The 14,893-nt window shown below is 69.4% G+C and carries 16 protein-coding genes and 1 pseudogene; 10 read left to right on the forward strand and 7 right to left on the reverse strand.

Translation table 11 applies throughout. The features are described 5' to 3' along the window. Positions 1 to 188 precede the first annotated feature (188 nt). The gene (locus ACFVXC_RS21355) at positions 189 to 917 is read left to right on the forward strand and encodes a FadR/GntR family transcriptional regulator (protein WP_389907481.1); all 729 of its coding nucleotides are present in this window, start codon (positions 189 to 191) and stop codon (positions 915 to 917) included. A 52-nt stretch (positions 918 to 969) separates the two neighbouring features. Further along, positions 970 to 2,886 (forward strand): beta-galactosidase, encoded by a 1,917-nt coding sequence (locus ACFVXC_RS21360; protein WP_389907317.1) that lies wholly within the window; start codon positions 970 to 972, stop codon positions 2,884 to 2,886. Between the two features lie 77 nt (positions 2,887 to 2,963). Here the strand turns inward: ACFVXC_RS21360 and ACFVXC_RS21365 are convergent, their stop codons facing one another. Beyond that, positions 2,964 to 3,545 carry a class I SAM-dependent methyltransferase gene (locus ACFVXC_RS21365; protein ID WP_389907319.1) on the reverse strand — a complete coding sequence of 194 codons (582 nt, stop codon included), beginning with the start codon at positions 3,543 to 3,545 and terminating at the stop codon, positions 2,964 to 2,966. 56 nt (positions 3,546 to 3,601) lie between these two features. Between ACFVXC_RS21365 and ACFVXC_RS21370 the strand changes: the two genes are divergently transcribed. The 3 genes from ACFVXC_RS21370 (at position 3,602) to ACFVXC_RS21380 (ending at position 7,463) form a co-directional block, all read left to right on the forward strand. After that, positions 3,602 to 4,429: an AraC family transcriptional regulator gene (locus ACFVXC_RS21370; RefSeq protein WP_389907321.1), complete on the forward strand. Its 828-nt coding sequence runs from the start codon at positions 3,602 to 3,604 to the stop codon at positions 4,427 to 4,429. Between the two features lie 384 nt (positions 4,430 to 4,813). Continuing rightward, positions 4,814 to 6,418, forward strand: a complete 1,605-nt coding sequence (locus ACFVXC_RS21375) for a PP2C family protein-serine/threonine phosphatase (protein ID WP_389907323.1) — start codon at positions 4,814 to 4,816, stop codon at positions 6,416 to 6,418. Continuing rightward, positions 6,408 to 7,463, forward strand: coding sequence for a B12-binding domain-containing protein (locus ACFVXC_RS21380; protein ID WP_389907325.1), 1,056 nt, complete (start codon positions 6,408 to 6,410; stop codon positions 7,461 to 7,463). Before ACFVXC_RS21375 ends, ACFVXC_RS21380 begins: the two co-directional genes overlap by 11 nt. Positions 7,464 to 7,534: 71 nt before the next feature. On the opposite strand, the pseudogene ACFVXC_RS21385 reads toward ACFVXC_RS21380, so the two are convergent. Then, positions 7,535 to 7,797 (reverse strand): annotated as a pseudogene (locus ACFVXC_RS21385) (transcriptional regulator); the annotation flags it as partial. 129 nt (positions 7,798 to 7,926) lie between these two features. Between ACFVXC_RS21385 and ACFVXC_RS21390 the strand changes: the two are divergent. From ACFVXC_RS21390 to ACFVXC_RS21400, 3 genes are read left to right on the forward strand one after another with little or no spacing between them, the layout of a single operon-like run. Then, a complete protein-coding gene (locus tag ACFVXC_RS21390) occupies positions 7,927 to 8,169 on the forward strand; it encodes a hypothetical protein (RefSeq protein ID WP_389907327.1) in 243 nt (80 codons plus the stop codon). Further along, positions 8,169 to 8,405: a hypothetical protein gene (locus ACFVXC_RS21395; protein ID WP_389907329.1), complete on the forward strand. Its 237-nt coding sequence runs from the start codon at positions 8,169 to 8,171 to the stop codon at positions 8,403 to 8,405. Before ACFVXC_RS21390 ends, ACFVXC_RS21395 begins: the two co-directional genes overlap by 1 nt. 16 nt (positions 8,406 to 8,421) lie before the next feature. Continuing rightward, on the forward strand, positions 8,422 to 9,045 hold the full coding sequence (locus ACFVXC_RS21400; protein ID WP_389907331.1) for a DUF1266 domain-containing protein: 624 nt from the start codon (positions 8,422 to 8,424) through the stop codon (positions 9,043 to 9,045). 16 nt (positions 9,046 to 9,061) lie between these two features. Here the strand turns inward: ACFVXC_RS21400 and ACFVXC_RS21405 are convergent, their stop codons facing one another. Beyond that, positions 9,062 to 9,739, reverse strand: a complete 678-nt coding sequence (locus tag ACFVXC_RS21405) for an AIM24 family protein (RefSeq protein ID WP_389907333.1) — start codon at positions 9,737 to 9,739, stop codon at positions 9,062 to 9,064. A 124-nt stretch (positions 9,740 to 9,863) separates the two neighbouring features. Between ACFVXC_RS21405 and recO the strand changes: the two genes are divergently transcribed. Both recO and ACFVXC_RS21415 read left to right on the forward strand, forming a co-directional pair. Beyond that, a complete protein-coding gene (recO, locus tag ACFVXC_RS21410) occupies positions 9,864 to 10,616 on the forward strand; it encodes a DNA repair protein RecO (protein WP_389907335.1) in 753 nt (250 codons plus the stop codon). 43 nt (positions 10,617 to 10,659) lie between these two features. Continuing rightward, positions 10,660 to 11,481 carry an isoprenyl transferase gene (locus ACFVXC_RS21415; protein ID WP_389907337.1) on the forward strand — a complete coding sequence of 274 codons (822 nt, stop codon included), beginning with the start codon at positions 10,660 to 10,662 and terminating at the stop codon, positions 11,479 to 11,481. A 91-nt stretch (positions 11,482 to 11,572) separates the two neighbouring features. Here the strand turns inward: ACFVXC_RS21415 and ACFVXC_RS21420 are convergent, their stop codons facing one another. Genes ACFVXC_RS21420 through ACFVXC_RS21435 form a run of 4 tightly spaced genes read right to left on the reverse strand, consistent with a single transcriptional unit; the run spans position 11,573 to position 14,808 of the window. After that, positions 11,573 to 12,043: a Fur family transcriptional regulator gene (locus ACFVXC_RS21420; protein WP_389907339.1), complete on the reverse strand. Its 471-nt coding sequence runs from the start codon at positions 12,041 to 12,043 to the stop codon at positions 11,573 to 11,575. A 37-nt stretch (positions 12,044 to 12,080) separates the two neighbouring features. Then, on the reverse strand, positions 12,081 to 12,998 hold the full coding sequence (locus tag ACFVXC_RS21425; RefSeq protein WP_389907341.1) for a metal ABC transporter permease: 918 nt from the start codon (positions 12,996 to 12,998) through the stop codon (positions 12,081 to 12,083). 2 nt (positions 12,999 to 13,000) lie between these two features. After that, positions 13,001 to 13,795, reverse strand: a complete 795-nt coding sequence (locus ACFVXC_RS21430) for a metal ABC transporter ATP-binding protein (protein WP_389907343.1) — start codon at positions 13,793 to 13,795, stop codon at positions 13,001 to 13,003. 32 nt (positions 13,796 to 13,827) lie between these two features. Continuing rightward, complete coding sequence (locus tag ACFVXC_RS21435) at positions 13,828 to 14,808, reverse strand: metal ABC transporter substrate-binding protein (protein ID WP_389907345.1); 981 nt, start codon at positions 14,806 to 14,808, stop codon at positions 13,828 to 13,830. Between the last annotated feature and the right edge of the window lie 85 nt (positions 14,809 to 14,893).

The raw sequence follows: 14,893 nt of genomic DNA on the forward strand, positions 1-14,893 counted from the left end.
TCACATGGTCGCTCACTATGTCTCCCTTGAGAGATCCCACGTCCTACGTCATGGTGGCGTGGTGACCATAAGAGCGCCGAGATGGCCGGTCAAGAGATCGCGCACGTATCCGATTTGGGGTGGTCGACGGGTCCGCGCGGAACGATGTCGGTCCGGAGGTGGGACGTGGGATGTCATCCGTGCCTACGATGTGCCGCATGCCTCAGGAGCCAGCCCGCGAACGGCGTGTGGGCAGTCAAGTCCGGCGCTCGGTCATGCAGTTGATCCTCGACAGGCGGCTTCGGCCCGGTGCGCCGCTGCCCACCGAGGCCGAGCTGATGGAGGAGCTGGGGGTCAGCAGGAACTCGGTGCGCGAGGCGCTGAAGGCCCTCCAGGCGCTGGACATAGTGGAGATCAGACACGGCTACGGGACATATGTGGGGCAGGCGTCGCTGACACCGCTCGCGGACGGTCTGACGTTTCGCGCACTGGTGCAACTCGGCGACGACACGCATGCCCTGGCGGAGATTCTTCAGGTGCGCGAGGTGCTTGAGGAGGGGCTTGTGCGCCGGGTGGCGGTGCTGCTCACGGACGAGGAGCTGCGCCAACTTGAGGCACTGGTGCGCAAGATGGAGGAGTCGGCGGATGGCGGAGCCGCCTTCCCGGAGCTGGACCGCGAGTTCCACGAGACGCTCTACCGCGCGCTGGGCAACGAGCTGGTGCCGCAGCTGCTCGGCGCGTTCTGGAACGTGTTCAACCGGGTGGCGGGCGTGCGGGGGTGGGTCCGCGACCCGGCGCCCGACGTGACGGTGAGCAGGCACCGGGACATCGTGACGGCGCTGCGGGCACGGGACGTGGAGCGGGCTCAGCGGGCGATGGCGGATCACTTCCGGGGGATCGCGGCGCGGTCCCAGCAGGGGGCGAGGGGCGTGGGATGAGGGTGGGGCGTGAGCTGGGCGAGAGGGGAGAGCTGGGCGAGGTGAGCGCGAGGTGAGCGAGCTGCCTGGGGCGAGACTGGGGCACTTCTATGACCGGGTCGCGTCGCTGGGGTTCGGGGGTGACTACAACCCCGAGCAGTGGGGCCCCGAAACCCACGCGGAGGACAGCGCGTTGATGCGCGAGGCGGGCGTGAACCTCGTGACGCTCGGCATCTTCTCCTGGGCGAGGACGGAGCCCGCCCCCGGCACGTACGACTTCGCCTGGCTCGACGGCCACATGGACCGCCTGGCGGAGGCGGGCGTCGCGGTCAGCCTCGCCACGATGACGGCGTCCCCGCCGCCCTGGCTGACCCGCCTGCACCCGGAGACGCTGCCGGTCCTGGAGGACGGCACGCGCCTGTACCCCGGCTCGCGCCAGCACTGGTGCCCGTCGAGCGCGGTCTACCGCCGTTACGCCGTACGCCTTGCGGAACGCCTGGCCACGCGCTACGGCACGCACCCCGCCCTGGCGCTCTGGCACATCGGCAACGAATACGGCTGTCACATCTCACGCCACTGCCACTGCGAGGTGTCGACGTCGGCGTTCCGCACGTGGCTGCGGGGGCGGTACGGGACGGTGGCGGCCCTCAACGACGCGTGGTCGACGGACTTCTGGTCGCAGCGGTACGGCACGTTCGAGGAGATCCACACCCCACGCGAGGCGCCGTCGTTCCGCAACCCTGCCCAGCAGGTGGACTACTGGCGCTTCTCGTCGGACGAACTCCTCGCGTGCTGTCTGGCGGAGAAGGAGACCCTGACCCGCATCACACCGGACGTGCCGGTGACGACGAACTTCGTCCCGATCGCCAAGACGCTGGACCTGTTCGCGTGGGCCCCGCACCTGGACGTGGTGGCGTACGACTCGTACCCGGACCCGCACGATCCGGATTCGCTCCACCGGACGGCTTTCTCGTACGACGTCATGCGCGGCCTCAAGGGCGGCCAACCGTGGCTGCTCCTCGAACAGGCCCCGGGCGCGGTGAACTGGCGCGAGCGCAACGGCAGGAAGCCGCCGGGCCGGATGCGCCTGGACAGCTGGCAGGCGGTGGCGCACGGTGCGGACTCGGTGCTGTTCTTCCAGTGGCGGCAGTCGCGCGGGGGAGCGGAGAAGTTCCACTCGGCGATGGTGCCGCACGGGGGCCGCGAGACGCGGATCTTCCGGGAGGTGCGGGAGCTTGGCGCTGAACTGGCCCGCTACCCCGAGCTGCTTGGCTCCCGCCCCGAGCGTGCGGACGCGGCCCTGCTCCTGGACTGGCCCAGCTGGTGGGCCCTCGAACTGGACGCGCACCCCAGCACGGACGTCACACTCCTCGACGCGGCCCTGGCCCACCACAAGCCGCTGTACGACGCGTCGGTGGCGTGCGACGTGGTGCCGGTGGACGGAGGGTCGAGGGGTCTGCCGGACGACTTGACCGAGTACCGCCTGCTCCTGGTCCCCAATCTCTACTCGGTCTCGAAGGAGACCGCGGCACGGATCTCCTCGTACGTGAGGCAGGGAGGCGCCCTGGTCATGTCCTACTTCTCCGGCATCACGGACGAACACGACCGGGTCCATCCCGGCGGCTACCCGGCTCCCTTCCGTGAGCTCCTGGGGCTTTGGGTGGAGGAGTTCGACCCCCGCCCGGACGGCTCCTGGTCGGAGGAGATCCACCTGGAGGGCGCGGAGGCGATCACCACCTTCGCCTCCGGCTCCCCGGCGGTGACCCGCCACACGTACGGCGAGGGCACGGCCTGGTACCTGGGCACGCGCCCGACCCCGAAGGAGATGCGGGAACTCCTGGACAGGGTGCGAGCGGAGTGCGGCGTGACTCCGGTCCTGCCGGACCTCCCGGAGGGGGTGCAGGTGCGGACGCGGGTGACGGAGGCGGGGGAGCGGATGCACGTGCGGATGGATCCCCGGGACTCCTCGGTGGTCGTGGTCCGCGGCTGATCTCCCTCATTCGGGTGAGGGGCGTTGGGTCCGGCGACGGGGAGCCGCGCGAGGCCGGGCGAAGCCCCCCCGGGGCCTCAACCGGCCGTAGGCTTCCGCGCCCGGAAGCGCAGCGCTCCGCTCTCCGGGTGCCTGTCCACGACCGGGTCCTTGAAGCCGGCGGCGACCAGGCGGGACGGCAGTTCGGCCGGGGGCAGGGTGTTCATCGTGTCGCGGAAGTGCAGGAGCCGGAAGCGCAGGCTCGGTTGGCCGTCACTGCCCGCGAAGACGCCGCCGGGGCGCAGTACGCGAAACGCCTCGGCGAAGATGCGGTCCTGGAGTACGTCGGTGGGGACGTGATGCAGCATCGTGAAGCAGACCACCGAGGAGTACGTGGCGTCGGGCAGCGGCATGTCGGAGCCGTCCGCGTGCAGGATGCGGGCGCGATCGCCCCACTCGCGCTCCAGAAGACGGACCGTGTCGCCGTCGATCTCCACCGCCGTGAGGCTGGGTACCTGGTCCACCAGTACGCGAAGGTTGGCGCCGTAACCCGGGCCGATCTCCAGTACCTCGTCGCCGAGTTCGACCTCTTCGAGTGCCCAGGGAAGGATGCGGTCCTTGACCATCCGAGCCCACTTCTGGGAACTGCAGAACTTGCGATGCACTCGGTTCATTGGCATACCGACGACGCTAGATCCGGGCCCTCCGTGTCCACCACGGGCTAGGCTGCCGTCCCATGTCGCAGACCGGACATCTCTCCCCGGCGCTGACCGCCATCTTCGTCGGTGACTTCACCATGCCGCGCGGCGTGAAGTTCGCGACGCATCAGCATCCCGTGCATCAACTCGCCTGGTCCGCGAAGGGGTTGCTGCGGATCAGGACGGACGACGGATCCTGGTTGCTGCCGCCCTCACTCGCCCTGTGGATCCCCGCCGGACTGCCCCACGCGACGGAGGCCGAGGGCGACACGGTGATGCGGAGTCCGTACGTCGACCCGGCGTGCTGCCCCGCGTCCGTCACCTGGACGCGGCAGCCGACCGTACTCGCCGCCGGACCGCTCGTGCGCGCCCTGATCGACCACCTGCTCCGCGACGACCTCGCCCTGGACGCGCGGTCCCGCGCGGAGCGGGTCCTCCTCGACGTGCTCCACCCCGTCCCGGTGACCAGCGTCTCTGTGACGCGGCCGAAGGACCCTCGCGCGCGGGAGGTGGCGCGGGCACTCGTCGCCGACCCCTCCGACGGGCGCCCTCTGGAGGACTGGGGCCGGGCCGTCGGCGCCAGCGCCCGCACCCTCGCCCGGCTCTTCTCCGCCGAGACCGGCCTGGCGTTCGGCCAGTGGCGCGAGCGGCTGCGGATGCGGGCCGCGATGCCGATGCTCGCCGGGGGCATGACGACCGAGGCGGTGGCCAGGCGGGTCGGCTACGCCTCCGCCAGCTCGTTCGTCGCCGCGTTCCACCGCATCGTGGGGCTGACTCCGCGGCAGTATTTTCCGGTGCGGGAGGGGGCGGGGCGGGGCTCCCTTCGAGCGTGGGAACCGGGAGTACCTCGCGAGGTCCGTCCGTGATCGTGGGGCTGCCTGCTTCGTTGATTTCGATGCACGGCATGCGTCTCTGCTCGCCGAACACGCTGGTGGGCGAGGGGCGGATGGAGGTGCGGTACTTCCGGGAGCTGTCGGGGGCCGGTGTCGGGCGGGGGGCTTTCTTGCGATCCGGTCTCTTGGGCGCTTGTGCTGGGCGGATTATTCAGTAGTCGGGGCTTGAGGGTTGGCCGTTCCGCGAAGTGCAGTCGATAGACATATGCCGTCGGTAATTTGGTGGTTACCTGCCTTCGAGTAGATGGGGGGTGGGGATCCCCGCCAGCGGGTTCCAGGCCGATGGTCTCCTTTTCGGATCAGACGAGCCCTTGTGGTGTCGGACCTGTCACGCAGCACCGTGATCCGTATCCGGTGGTGACCGTGGACGCGGACGGCATCGTGCTGGCTCATAACGAGCAGGCCGGTGTTCTGCTGGCGCGCGTCGGTATCGGTGTGGCGTTGGGTGACGTGGCGCCCGCCTGGCTGGTCGAGGCCCATGCGCGGCGTGTCGGTGGTGCGGGGGAGGGGGCGTCGGCATGGGCGGGTGGCCGGATCGGCGGGCGTCGGGTGAAGGCGCTCGCCGGGGCGGGAGTGGATGGTGCGGTCACCTGGTGGCTGGTCGCCGGCGACAGTGTCCCTGACGGTGCGGCGCTGGAGTTGGCGCGTGAGCGGGCCAGAGCAGGGTTGCTGCAGGAGCTCTCTTCCGAGCTGCTTGCCTCGCTGAACCTCGACCGCTGTATGGCGGTGACCGTGCAACGGGCGGCGCGGCATCTGGCGGACGCGGCGGTCATCGTCGGGATGGGGGATGGACGCCTTTTCCCTGTGACGCGGTGCGCCACGGGCGGGCCGGTGACGCAGGAGCGGGTCGCCTTGGAGCCCGGACAACTGCCCGGTCTGGCCGAGGCGTTGGCGGGGCTTCCCGCTGTGTCCTCCCGCTGGATCGATCCCCACCAGGTGCCGTCCTGGGCCATGCCCGAGGGTTTCGTGGATGATGCCGCCGACATCGGTTCGGTGGCCGTGGTGCCGCTGCCCGGGCACGGTGTGCCTGCCGGGTGTCTTGTCCTGCTGCGCCGTCGCGGGCAAGCGACGTTCACCTCCGGCGAGGAGGCCTTCGCCCAGCTCTTCGCCGCACGTGCCGGTGCCGCCCTGTCCATGGCCCGCGGTCACACCCGCCAGGCGCGCGTCAACGAAGTGCTGATGCGCGACCTGCTGCCGCCCGCCCTCGGCCGGGTGCACGGCATCTGCTTCGCCGGCCGCTACCGTGCGTCGGCGGAAGGCGAACGCGTCGGCGGCGACTTCTACGACCTGCACCCCGCCGCCACACCGGAGGCCGAGACTCTCGCGGTGCTGGGTGACGTGTGCGGAAAGGGCCTTGAGGCCGCGATCACGGCAGGCAAGGTTCGCAACGCACTTCAGGCGCTGGTGCCGTTCGCCGCCGACCACACCCGCTTGCTGACCCTCCTCAACAGCGCACTCCTGGCCTCGAACCAGACCCCCTTCGTGACACTGGTCCTGGCCACCGCGGTACAGCAGGACGCATGGGTACGGCTGCGCGTATCCAGCGCGGGCCATCCCGCCCCGCTCATCGTGCGCACCACCGGCCAAGTCGAGGAGACCCGTACCAGCGGCACACTGATCGGCGCGTTCGCCGACGTCGAGTTCACGACCGCCGAAGTCGCCCTGCGACCGGGTGAGACCTGCCTGCTGTACTCCGACGGGATCACCGAAGCGCGCGGTGGGCCGCTGGGGGACGTGATGTTCAGCGAGGACAGGCTGCGGTCCGTGCTGTCCCAGTGCGCCGGGATGCCGGCCGAGGTAATCACCGAACGCGTGCAGATGGTCGTCGCCCAGTGGGTGGGCGAGGGCCGGCACGACGACATGGCCGTTCTGGCGATCGGCGCCCCGCCGCGGCCGACGGGCGGCGACCGTCTGACAGCTGTCAACGAACCAACCCAAGAAGGTGAGCCGCGTGAGCGGTGACAAGAACGCCAACTCCCTCGCCGAGCCGCGCGATCAGCTGTGGCGGGCGCTCGGCGAGTGCGACGAGACCCGGGCCGTCGCCGTCGTGCGTCGCGCGCTCGGCACAGCGGATCGTGCCGCGGGCGAGCGGGTCCTGCTCGAACTGATCGCACCGGCCCAGGAGCGGGTCGGTCTGGCCTGGGCGGCCAACGAGATCACGGTGGCGCAGGAACACGCCGCCACGGCGATCAGCGAACGGTGCGTCGCGGCGGTCGCCGAGGCCACCGCCTCCGTTCTCGACGGCACGTTCGTGGGCAGGGTCCTGGTGGCGTGTGTCGACGGCGAGTGGCACGCCCTGCCCGCACGTCTGCTCAGCGAGGTGCTGCGACTGCGGGGCTGGCGCGTCGACTACCTCGGGGCGCAGGTCCCCACCGAGCATCTGGTCGCGCACGTGCACCGCACCCGTGCGCAGGCGGTGCTGCTGTCCTCGTCCATCCCGACACTTCTGCCCGGCGCCCACAACGCGATCGCCTCATGCCAGAGCGTCGGCGTTCCGGTACTCGCCGGAGGAGCCGCGTTCGGTCCACAGGGCCGCTACGCGCGGCTGATGCGGGCGGAGTGGGCCGAGGACGCACCTGGCGCGGCCACCCTGCTCGGCCGGAACCTGATGGAACCCGGCGTGCTCGCGGCCCGCCTGCCGGACCTGGACCTGCCCCACCTGGGCGACCAGGAGTACACGATGATCCGCCGGACCAAGGTGCAACTGGTCAAGCAGACCCTCGCCGACGTCGAGGACGGCTTTCCCGAGATGCGCCGGTACAGCGAGTACCAGCGTGAACGCACCGTCGAGGACATCGACTTCATCGTCGGCTACCTCGCCACGGCCGTCTACGTCGACGACCCGGCCCTGTTCACCCGGTTCATCACGTGGACCGCGGACATCCTGGCAGCTCGTGGGGTCCCGCCGCGATGCCTGCTCCCCGCGCTCGACTCGCTCCTGGACCAGCTCAAGGACTTCCCCCGCGTGGCCGGCATCCTCACCGCCGCCCGCGATCTCCTCCCGTAGCACTCCAGCAGGTGGGTCCGGCGGACGCGCGGCCCGATCGTCTCGTACCGGAACTGCCACTTCTGCCGCGGGGCGAAGTAATCGGTGTACCGCTTGTCATAGATCAGCTTGCGGCGTAACCGCTCGAAAGGCCGCCGGTTTGCGGCATCTCATCAATCCGCTGCGCGACATCCAACCGCGCTTTACGAATGGCCTGTTCGAACTGGCCGATGTATCCACCGGGAACAAATACCTGTACCCCTGGTGCCGACTGTGTGAAACCGGCATCCTCTCGGCGCCTCTTCAGCTCCGCCCCGAAGAACTCCCACGCCGCCTGACGTGAACCATTGGCCATGGCCAACCACCCTCCGCCGCGTCGCACTTGTGCCGCAGTTGTAGAGCGCAGACTGCTGCCGAGTGTAGGTCGGACCGGCCACCATCGAGACCCGAAGCGTGAAATCCGATGGGAAAGGGGAGCCACGTCATGACTGAAAGCAAGGCGCACTCGGCGCTATGCGCCGAAGAAGCGGAGGAGACCGTGCAGGAATTGCGTGCCGAACTCGCGGGGGCCGGAATTATTCTTCCGTCATCGCGGATCGACCCCACATCCTGGCCCCGCGAAGCACCCTGTCCGCGCATCGAATTGGGCGGGTGTTCCGTCGACACGGCACTGCGCCTCGCCGTCGCCCCGTCACGCGCCGCCGGTGTCGAAGGCGAGGGCCGGTGATGAACCTGGACCTCCCCATCGGCAACCTCCCCATCGGCGCCTACGCCGTGGACACCCGTACCGGCCGGGTCGGCAGGGTCATGGGGCATGAAGGGCCCTACGTCCAGCTCCGTCCCGTCGGCGGCGGACGGGAGTGGGACTGCGAGCCGGACTTGCTCAGGACCGCCACGGACTCCGAGCGGATCAGCGCCGCCACCGCCTACGCGAACGCACGAAGTCGGGGTGAAGTCCCGTGACGTAAGGTGCGGGCGCATGGCCATATGGAAGTGGAGCAAGCCAAGGGTCGAGTCGAGGTATCCGACGCCGCTCACCATGCACCAGCTCTGGATGGTGTCGCTGGGCGCGCCGGTGAGCCGGGACAAGGACACGTCCCGGACGACCCTCTATCCGTTCACCCGCATCGACGACGGCAAGGCCGGGAAGTGGCTCGCCGATCAGTGGGAGATCACCGCGCCCGAGCAACTGCTCGGGCGCCTGAGCGGGCTCGCGAGCACCGGCTACCGCGCCATGGCCCAGCGGCGCCTCGGCGTCGCACCGCTGGCCTGGGACATCGGGCTCTACGTGGACATCTCACGGCGCGGCTTCGCCTGCGGGATGCTGAGCGAGGCGGACACCTGGGCCCGGCTCAAGAACGTCGTGCCGACGGTGGCGGGGACGTACTCCTCCTGGAAGGAGTACGCCGACCACTACCTCCTCGGCAGGCAGGTCTGGCGGGACAGCCTCCGGGGCAGCGAGGACGAGAGCTTCCCCGCGCCCCAGGCCGCATCCGACGCCCACCTGAGGGCCCTCCTCGACCCGGCGAACCGGACAAGCCCGTGGAACCTCGCCCCCTGGGAAGCGATCAGCCACCCCGACCGGGCCCGACCCGCCCGCTAGGGGCCGGGCCCACCCGCTAGTGCTGCTGCGGCTTCTGCGGAGTCGCCTCGCTCGGGCGCACGATGACGTACCCCTCGCCCCGCAGCATCAGCTGCACCGCCTCGCCGGAACCGCCCCTGATCATGGAGCCGACGGACTGTGAGCGGTGCAGCGTGGTGTCCAGGTTCGCGGTCCAGCCGACCACCGCGTCCGTGTCGACGTACACCGGCTGCTGCGGCGAGACCGGGATCACCAGGGGACTGCCGTCGCAGACGAGGCCGAGCCGCCCGGCGCCCGTGAAGACACTGTTGAACAGGCCGCCGCCCGTGACACCCGCGCCCTTCACCGTCTTGATCTCGTACGAGAGCGTCGCGTCGAAACACAGGACGTTGCGGCCGTTGACGGTGAGGACGTCACCGGGCTCCATGTCGACGATGAAGCAGTTCTGCGCCTCGTTCGCGAACCAGGCCTCTCCCTGGCCGCGCACCGCCATGAGCGGCAGACCCTCTCCTGTCATCGCCCGCTTGAGCATGCCGCCCACGCCCTGGCCCTTGCGCTCGAACTGCAGATCGCCGCGGTAGGCGATCATCGCGCCCTGCCGCGCGTGCATCTCGCCGTTGACCGCGTACTTGATGGACTTGGCGTTCTGCAGCGTCATCCCGGGGGCGACGGACTGCTGCGCCATGTGCTCCGTGGAGAACAGATCACTCTTCATGCGGGCATTTTGTCAGGTGTGAGTCATATGGATAGGGGTTGGCGGTCAGGGGTTGGAGCCACTGCGTCACGGCCGTCGGCCCACCCCGGCCACGGCTGTCGGTCCCGTACGCGAGAATGGGCCCATGAGTCTGTTCCGTGATGACGGCGTCGTGCTGCGCACCCAGAAGCTGGGTGAGGCGGACCGCATCATCACGCTGCTCACCCGCGGCCATGGCCGGGTGCGCGCCGTCGCCCGTGGCGTGCGGCGCACCAAGTCCAAGTTCGGGGCACGGCTCGAACCCTTCTCCCACGTCGACGTGCAGTTCTTCTCGCGCGGCAGCGAACTCATCGGCAGGGGACTGCCTCTGTGCACGCAGAGTGAGACCATCGCTCCGTACGGTGGTGGAATCGTGACCGACTACGCGCGCTACACCGCCGGTACGGCCATGCTGGAGACCGCCGAGCGCTTCACGGATCATGAGGGCGAGCCCGCCGTGCAGCAGTATCTACTGCTCGTGGGCGGCCTTCGGACCCTCGCCAACGGCGAGCACGAGCCGCACCTCATCCTCGACGCGTTCCTTCTCCGCTCCCTCGCCGTGAACGGTTACGCGCCCAGCTTCAGCTCCTGCGCGAAGTGCGGAATGCCCGGTCCGAACCGGTTCTTCTCCGTGGCCGCCGGTGGCTCCGTCTGCGTCGACTGCCGGGTGCCCGGCAGCGTCGTACCCTCGTTGGAAGCCCTGGGCCTGCTCGGCGCGCTGCTCACCGGAGACTGGGAGACGGCGGACGCGTGCGAGGCACGGCATGTCAGGGAGGGCAGCGGGCTTGTTTCCGCCTATCTGCACTGGCACTTGGAGCGCGGGCTCCGCTCATTGCGGTACGTAGAGAAGACCACGTGACGACAGACGTCACAGAGAACAGCTAGGTAGGAGAGAGCCCCCCATGGCACGACGCGGAATCCTCGGACGGTCCCGCCGTGAGTACAAGGTCCCCGAGCCGCACCCCTCGGGCGCCCGGCCGCCGAAGATCCCCGGCGAGCTGGTGCCGCAGCATGTGGCGTGCGTCATGGACGGCAACGGGCGCTGGGCCAAGGAGCGGGGGCTGCCGCGCACCGAGGGGCACAAGGTCGGCGAGGGCGTCGTCCTCGACGTGCTCAAGGGCTGCCTGGAGATGGGCGTCAAGAACCTCTCGCTGTACGCCTTCTCCACCGAGAACTGGAAGCGCTCGCCCGACGAGGTCCGCTTCCTGATGAACTTCAACCGCGACGTCATCCGGCGGCGACGGGATGAAATGAACGAGCTGGGCATCAGGATCCGCTGGGTGGGCCGCATGCCCAAGATGTGGAAGTCCGTCGTCCAGGAGCTCCAGGTCGCCCAGGAGCAGACCGTCGACAACGACGCGATGACTCTGTACTTCTGCGTCAATTACGGCGGCCGTGCCGAGATCGCGGACGCCGCGCAGGCCATCGCCCGCGATGTCGCGGCGGGCAGGCTCGACCCGTCGAAGGTGAACGAGAAGACCTTCGCCAAGTACATGTACTACCCGGACATGCCGGACGTGGACCTGTTCCTGCGCCCGAGCGGCGAGCAGCGCACCTCCAACTACCTGATCTGGCAGTCCAGTTACGCCGAGATGGTCTTCCAGGACGTCCTGTGGCCCGACTTCGACCGGCGTGACCTGTGGCGCGCCTGCCTGGAGTACGCCGGGCGCGACCGCCGCTTCGGCGGGGCGATCCCGAACGAGGAAGAGATCGCGAACAGTTGACGCAGGGGCCTGACAGTTGCCCCATGGACCTGTGGGCCCGCACCTCATCGGTGCGGGCCCACAGGCCGTTCAGTACGTCAGTACGTTCAGGTCACTTCCGCTCCGCGGCGGCCTGCGCGCACTCGGCGCACGTGCCGAAGATCTCGACCGTGTGCGCCACGTTCGCGTACCCGTGCTCGGAGGCGATCGCCTCCGCCCACTTCTCCACCGCGGGGCCCTCGACCTCGACCGCCTTGCCGCACACCCGGCAGACCAGATGATGGTGGTGGTCGCCGGTGGAGCAGCGGCGGTAGACCGACTCGCCCTCGTCGGTGCGGAGCACGTCGACCTCGCCGGCGTCGGCGAGGGACTGGAGCGTCCGGTAGACCGTGGTCAGGCCGACCGAATCGCCTTTGTGCTTGAGCATGTCGTGCAGGTCCTGCGCACTGCGGAACTCGTCCACCTCGCCCAGGGCCGCCGCCACCGCGGCGCGCTGCCGGGTGGATCGGCCTCGTACCGGGGGTCCCGCAGCCGTTGTCACAGGTGCCTCCTCAACTGAAAACTCGCACGATCGCCCGCACATCTGTCATATCCCGTGGGGCCATTGTGCCAGCTCGCTCTCAGACGGTGACCTCGTCCGCCGGGCGCCGCGCCCCGGGCACGTCCTGGGTGGCGTCCTTGGTGGCATCCGCCGTGCAGGTCGCGTCCGTGCCGGCCACGGCCCGTGCCCGGCGCCTGGCCAAGGGGGTCGCGAGCGCCGTCAGGACGACGAAGACGCCGATCGCCATCAGGACGATCGTCGCGCCGGGCGGCACGTCCTGGTAGTACGACGTGACCGTGCCGGAGAGGGTCACCGCGGTGCCGATGACCACCGACAGGATGAACGTCACCTTGAACGAGCGGGTGATCTGCTGAGCCGCGGCGACCGGCACCACCATGAGCGCGCTCACCAGGAGCAGCCCCACGACGCGCATCGCGACCGTCACCGTCACCGCCGCCGTGACGGCGATGAGCAGGTTGAGGGCGCGCACGGGCAGGCCCGTCACCCGCGCGAACTCCTCGTCCTGGCTCACCGCGAACAGCTGCTTGCGCAGGCCGACCGTGACCAGGACCACAAAGGCCGCGAGCAGGCAGATCGCCGTGACGTCGGAGTCCGAGACCGTCGAGAGCGAGCCGAAGAGGTACGAGGAGAGGTTCGCGTTGGAGCCGGTGTCCGAGAGGTTGATCAGCAGGACACCGCCCGCCATGCCGCCGTAGAAGAGCATCGCGAGGGCGATGTCGCCGCGCGTCTTGCCGTACGCCCTGATCAGCTCCATCGTCACCGCACCGACCACGGCGATCAGCGTCGCCATCCACACGGGGCTGGAGTTGAGCAGGAAGCCGAGGCCGACGCCCGTCATGGCGATGTGGCCGATGCCGTCGCCCATCAGGGCCTGGCGGCGCTGGACGAGGTAGATGCCGATGGCGGGGGCCGTGATGCCGACCAGGACGGCGGCGATCAGCGCCCGCTGCATGAATTCGGTCTGGAAGATTTCCATGATCAGGTCAGCAGTCCCGTGCGGATCGGCTCATCGGCCGAGTGCGGATGTACGTGGTCGTGGCCGGGCAGCGCGTGCTGTCCCGTGGCCTTGGGCGGCGGGCCGTCGTGCGTCACGCAGCCGTCGCGCAGGACGACCGCGCGGTCGATCAGCGGTTCGAGGGCGCCGAGCTCGTGCAGCACGAGCAGGACCGTCGTACCGGCGGCGACCTGCTCGCGCAGGGTCTGGGCGAGGATCTCCTGGCTGGCCAGGTCGACGCCCGCCATGGGCTCGTCCATGATCAGCAGCTCGGGCTCGGAGGCGAGCGCGCGGGCGATGAGTACGCGCTGGTGCTGGCCGCCGGAGAGGGCGCTCACGGAGTCCCTGGCGCGGTCGGCGAGGCCGACGAGCCTGATGGCCCGGTCGACCGCCGCACGGTCGGCCTTCGTCGCCCAGCCCAGCCTCGCCGGCTTCGTACGCGAGAGGCGTCCCGCCGAGACGACCTCGCGGATCGTCGCGGGGACGCCGCCGGCGGCCGTGGTGCGCTGCGGTACGTAGCCGATGCGGGCCCACTGGCGAAAGCGCTTCAGGGGGGTGCCGAAGAGGCTTATGTCGCCGCCGGTGAGCGGGACTTGGCCGATCACGGAGCGGACGGCGGTGGACTTGCCCGAGCCGTTCGCGCCGAGCAGGGCGACGACCTCACCGCGCTCGACGGTGAGGTCGATGCCGCGCAGCACGGGACGCGCGCCCAGGGTGGCCGTGGCCGCCCGCACGGATATGACGGGCGAGGTGGGCCCCGCTGCGTCTGTGGCTTCCATGGCGTGCGCCTCCGATGCTGCTAGCCGTGCGTTCACTTCGCGCCGAGTGCCTTCTGCAGTGCGGCGAGGTTGGACTCCATGACCCCGATGTAGTCATCGCCCTTGGACTTGTCCGTAATTCCCTCAAGGGGGTCGAGGACGTCCGTCTTGAGGCTCGCGTCGGTGGCGAGCGTCTTGGCGGTCTTGTCGCTGGCGAGGGTCTCGAAGAACACCGTGGAGACCTTGTCCTCCTTGGCGATGTCCTGGAGCTCCTTGATGCGGGCGGGGCTCGGGTCCGACTCGGGGTCGATGCCCGCGATGCTCTCCTGCTCCAGGCCGTAGCGCTCGGCGAGGTAGCCGAAGGCGGAGTGCGTGGTGATGAAGGTCTTGGTCTTGGTGTTCCTCAGGCCGTTCTCGAACTCCGTGTTCAGGCCGTCCAACTTCTTGACCAGGGCTTCGGTGTTCTTCTTGTACGCCGCCGCGTGGTCCGGGTCGGCCTTCTCCATGGCCTTGCCGACGCCCTTGGCGACCTCGGCGTACTTCACCGGGTCGAGCCAGATGTGCGGGTCGGCGCCCGCCTCGTCCTCGTGGCCGTGCTCTTCCTCGTCGGAGTGCTCTTCGCCCTCGTGGCCGTGGTCGTGGCCGACCCCCGTGCCGTGCTTCTCCAGCTTGGTGAGCTTCGCGGCATCCACGGTGTTCTCCACGCCGGACTGGCCGATGGCGTCGTCGACGGCGGGCTGGATGCCCTTGAGGTAGAGGATGACGTCCGATTCGCCGAGGTAGGCGGTCTGCTTCGGGCTGAGCTCCAGGTCGTGCGGCTCGACGCCCGGCTTGGTCAGGGTGTCGACGGCGACGTGGTCGCCGCCTATCTCCTGGGCCAGGTACTGCATGGGGTAGAACGACGCCGTCACGTTCAGCTTGCCGTCACCGTTCTTGTCCGCGGAGCTGGAGGACGAGCAGGCGGACAGGGCCGTGAGGCCGAGGACCGTGGCGGAGGCGATGGCGGCGGTGGGTATGAGGCGACGTACGTTCATGACACTCATTTTCAACAAATGTGGAAACGATTGTCAACTAGCTGTCCGATGTGCCGTGGATGTGCCGTGGATGTGCGGTCGACCA

Origin of the sequence: Streptomyces sp. NPDC058257 (genome assembly GCF_042881845.1) — a bacterium.
Classification (GTDB): Bacteria; Actinomycetota; Actinomycetes; order Streptomycetales; family Streptomycetaceae; genus Streptomyces.

Coding starts and splice junctions, on each gene's coding strand:
- ACFVXC_RS21355 (WP_389907481.1), top strand. CDS start 189: ATGTGCCGCATGCCTCAGGAGCCAGCCCGCGAACGGCGTGTGGGCAGT.
- ACFVXC_RS21365 (WP_389907319.1), bottom strand. CDS start 3,545: ATGCCAATGAACCGAGTGCATCGCAAGTTCTGCAGTTCCCAGAAGTGG.
- ACFVXC_RS21370 (WP_389907321.1), top strand. CDS start 3,602: ATGTCGCAGACCGGACATCTCTCCCCGGCGCTGACCGCCATCTTCGTC.
- ACFVXC_RS21390 (WP_389907327.1), top strand. CDS start 7,927: ATGACTGAAAGCAAGGCGCACTCGGCGCTATGCGCCGAAGAAGCGGAG.
- ACFVXC_RS21395 (WP_389907329.1), top strand. CDS start 8,169: ATGAACCTGGACCTCCCCATCGGCAACCTCCCCATCGGCGCCTACGCC.
- ACFVXC_RS21400 (WP_389907331.1), top strand. CDS start 8,422: ATGGCCATATGGAAGTGGAGCAAGCCAAGGGTCGAGTCGAGGTATCCG.
- ACFVXC_RS21405 (WP_389907333.1), bottom strand. CDS start 9,739: ATGAAGAGTGATCTGTTCTCCACGGAGCACATGGCGCAGCAGTCCGTC.
- recO (WP_389907335.1), top strand. CDS start 9,864: ATGAGTCTGTTCCGTGATGACGGCGTCGTGCTGCGCACCCAGAAGCTG.
- ACFVXC_RS21415 (WP_389907337.1), top strand. CDS start 10,660: ATGGCACGACGCGGAATCCTCGGACGGTCCCGCCGTGAGTACAAGGTC.
- ACFVXC_RS21420 (WP_389907339.1), bottom strand. CDS start 12,043: ATGTGCGGGCGATCGTGCGAGTTTTCAGTTGAGGAGGCACCTGTGACA.
- ACFVXC_RS21425 (WP_389907341.1), bottom strand. CDS start 12,998: ATGGAAATCTTCCAGACCGAATTCATGCAGCGGGCGCTGATCGCCGCC.
- ACFVXC_RS21430 (WP_389907343.1), bottom strand. CDS start 13,795: ATGGAAGCCACAGACGCAGCGGGGCCCACCTCGCCCGTCATATCCGTG.
- ACFVXC_RS21435 (WP_389907345.1), bottom strand. CDS start 14,808: ATGAACGTACGTCGCCTCATACCCACCGCCGCCATCGCCTCCGCCACG.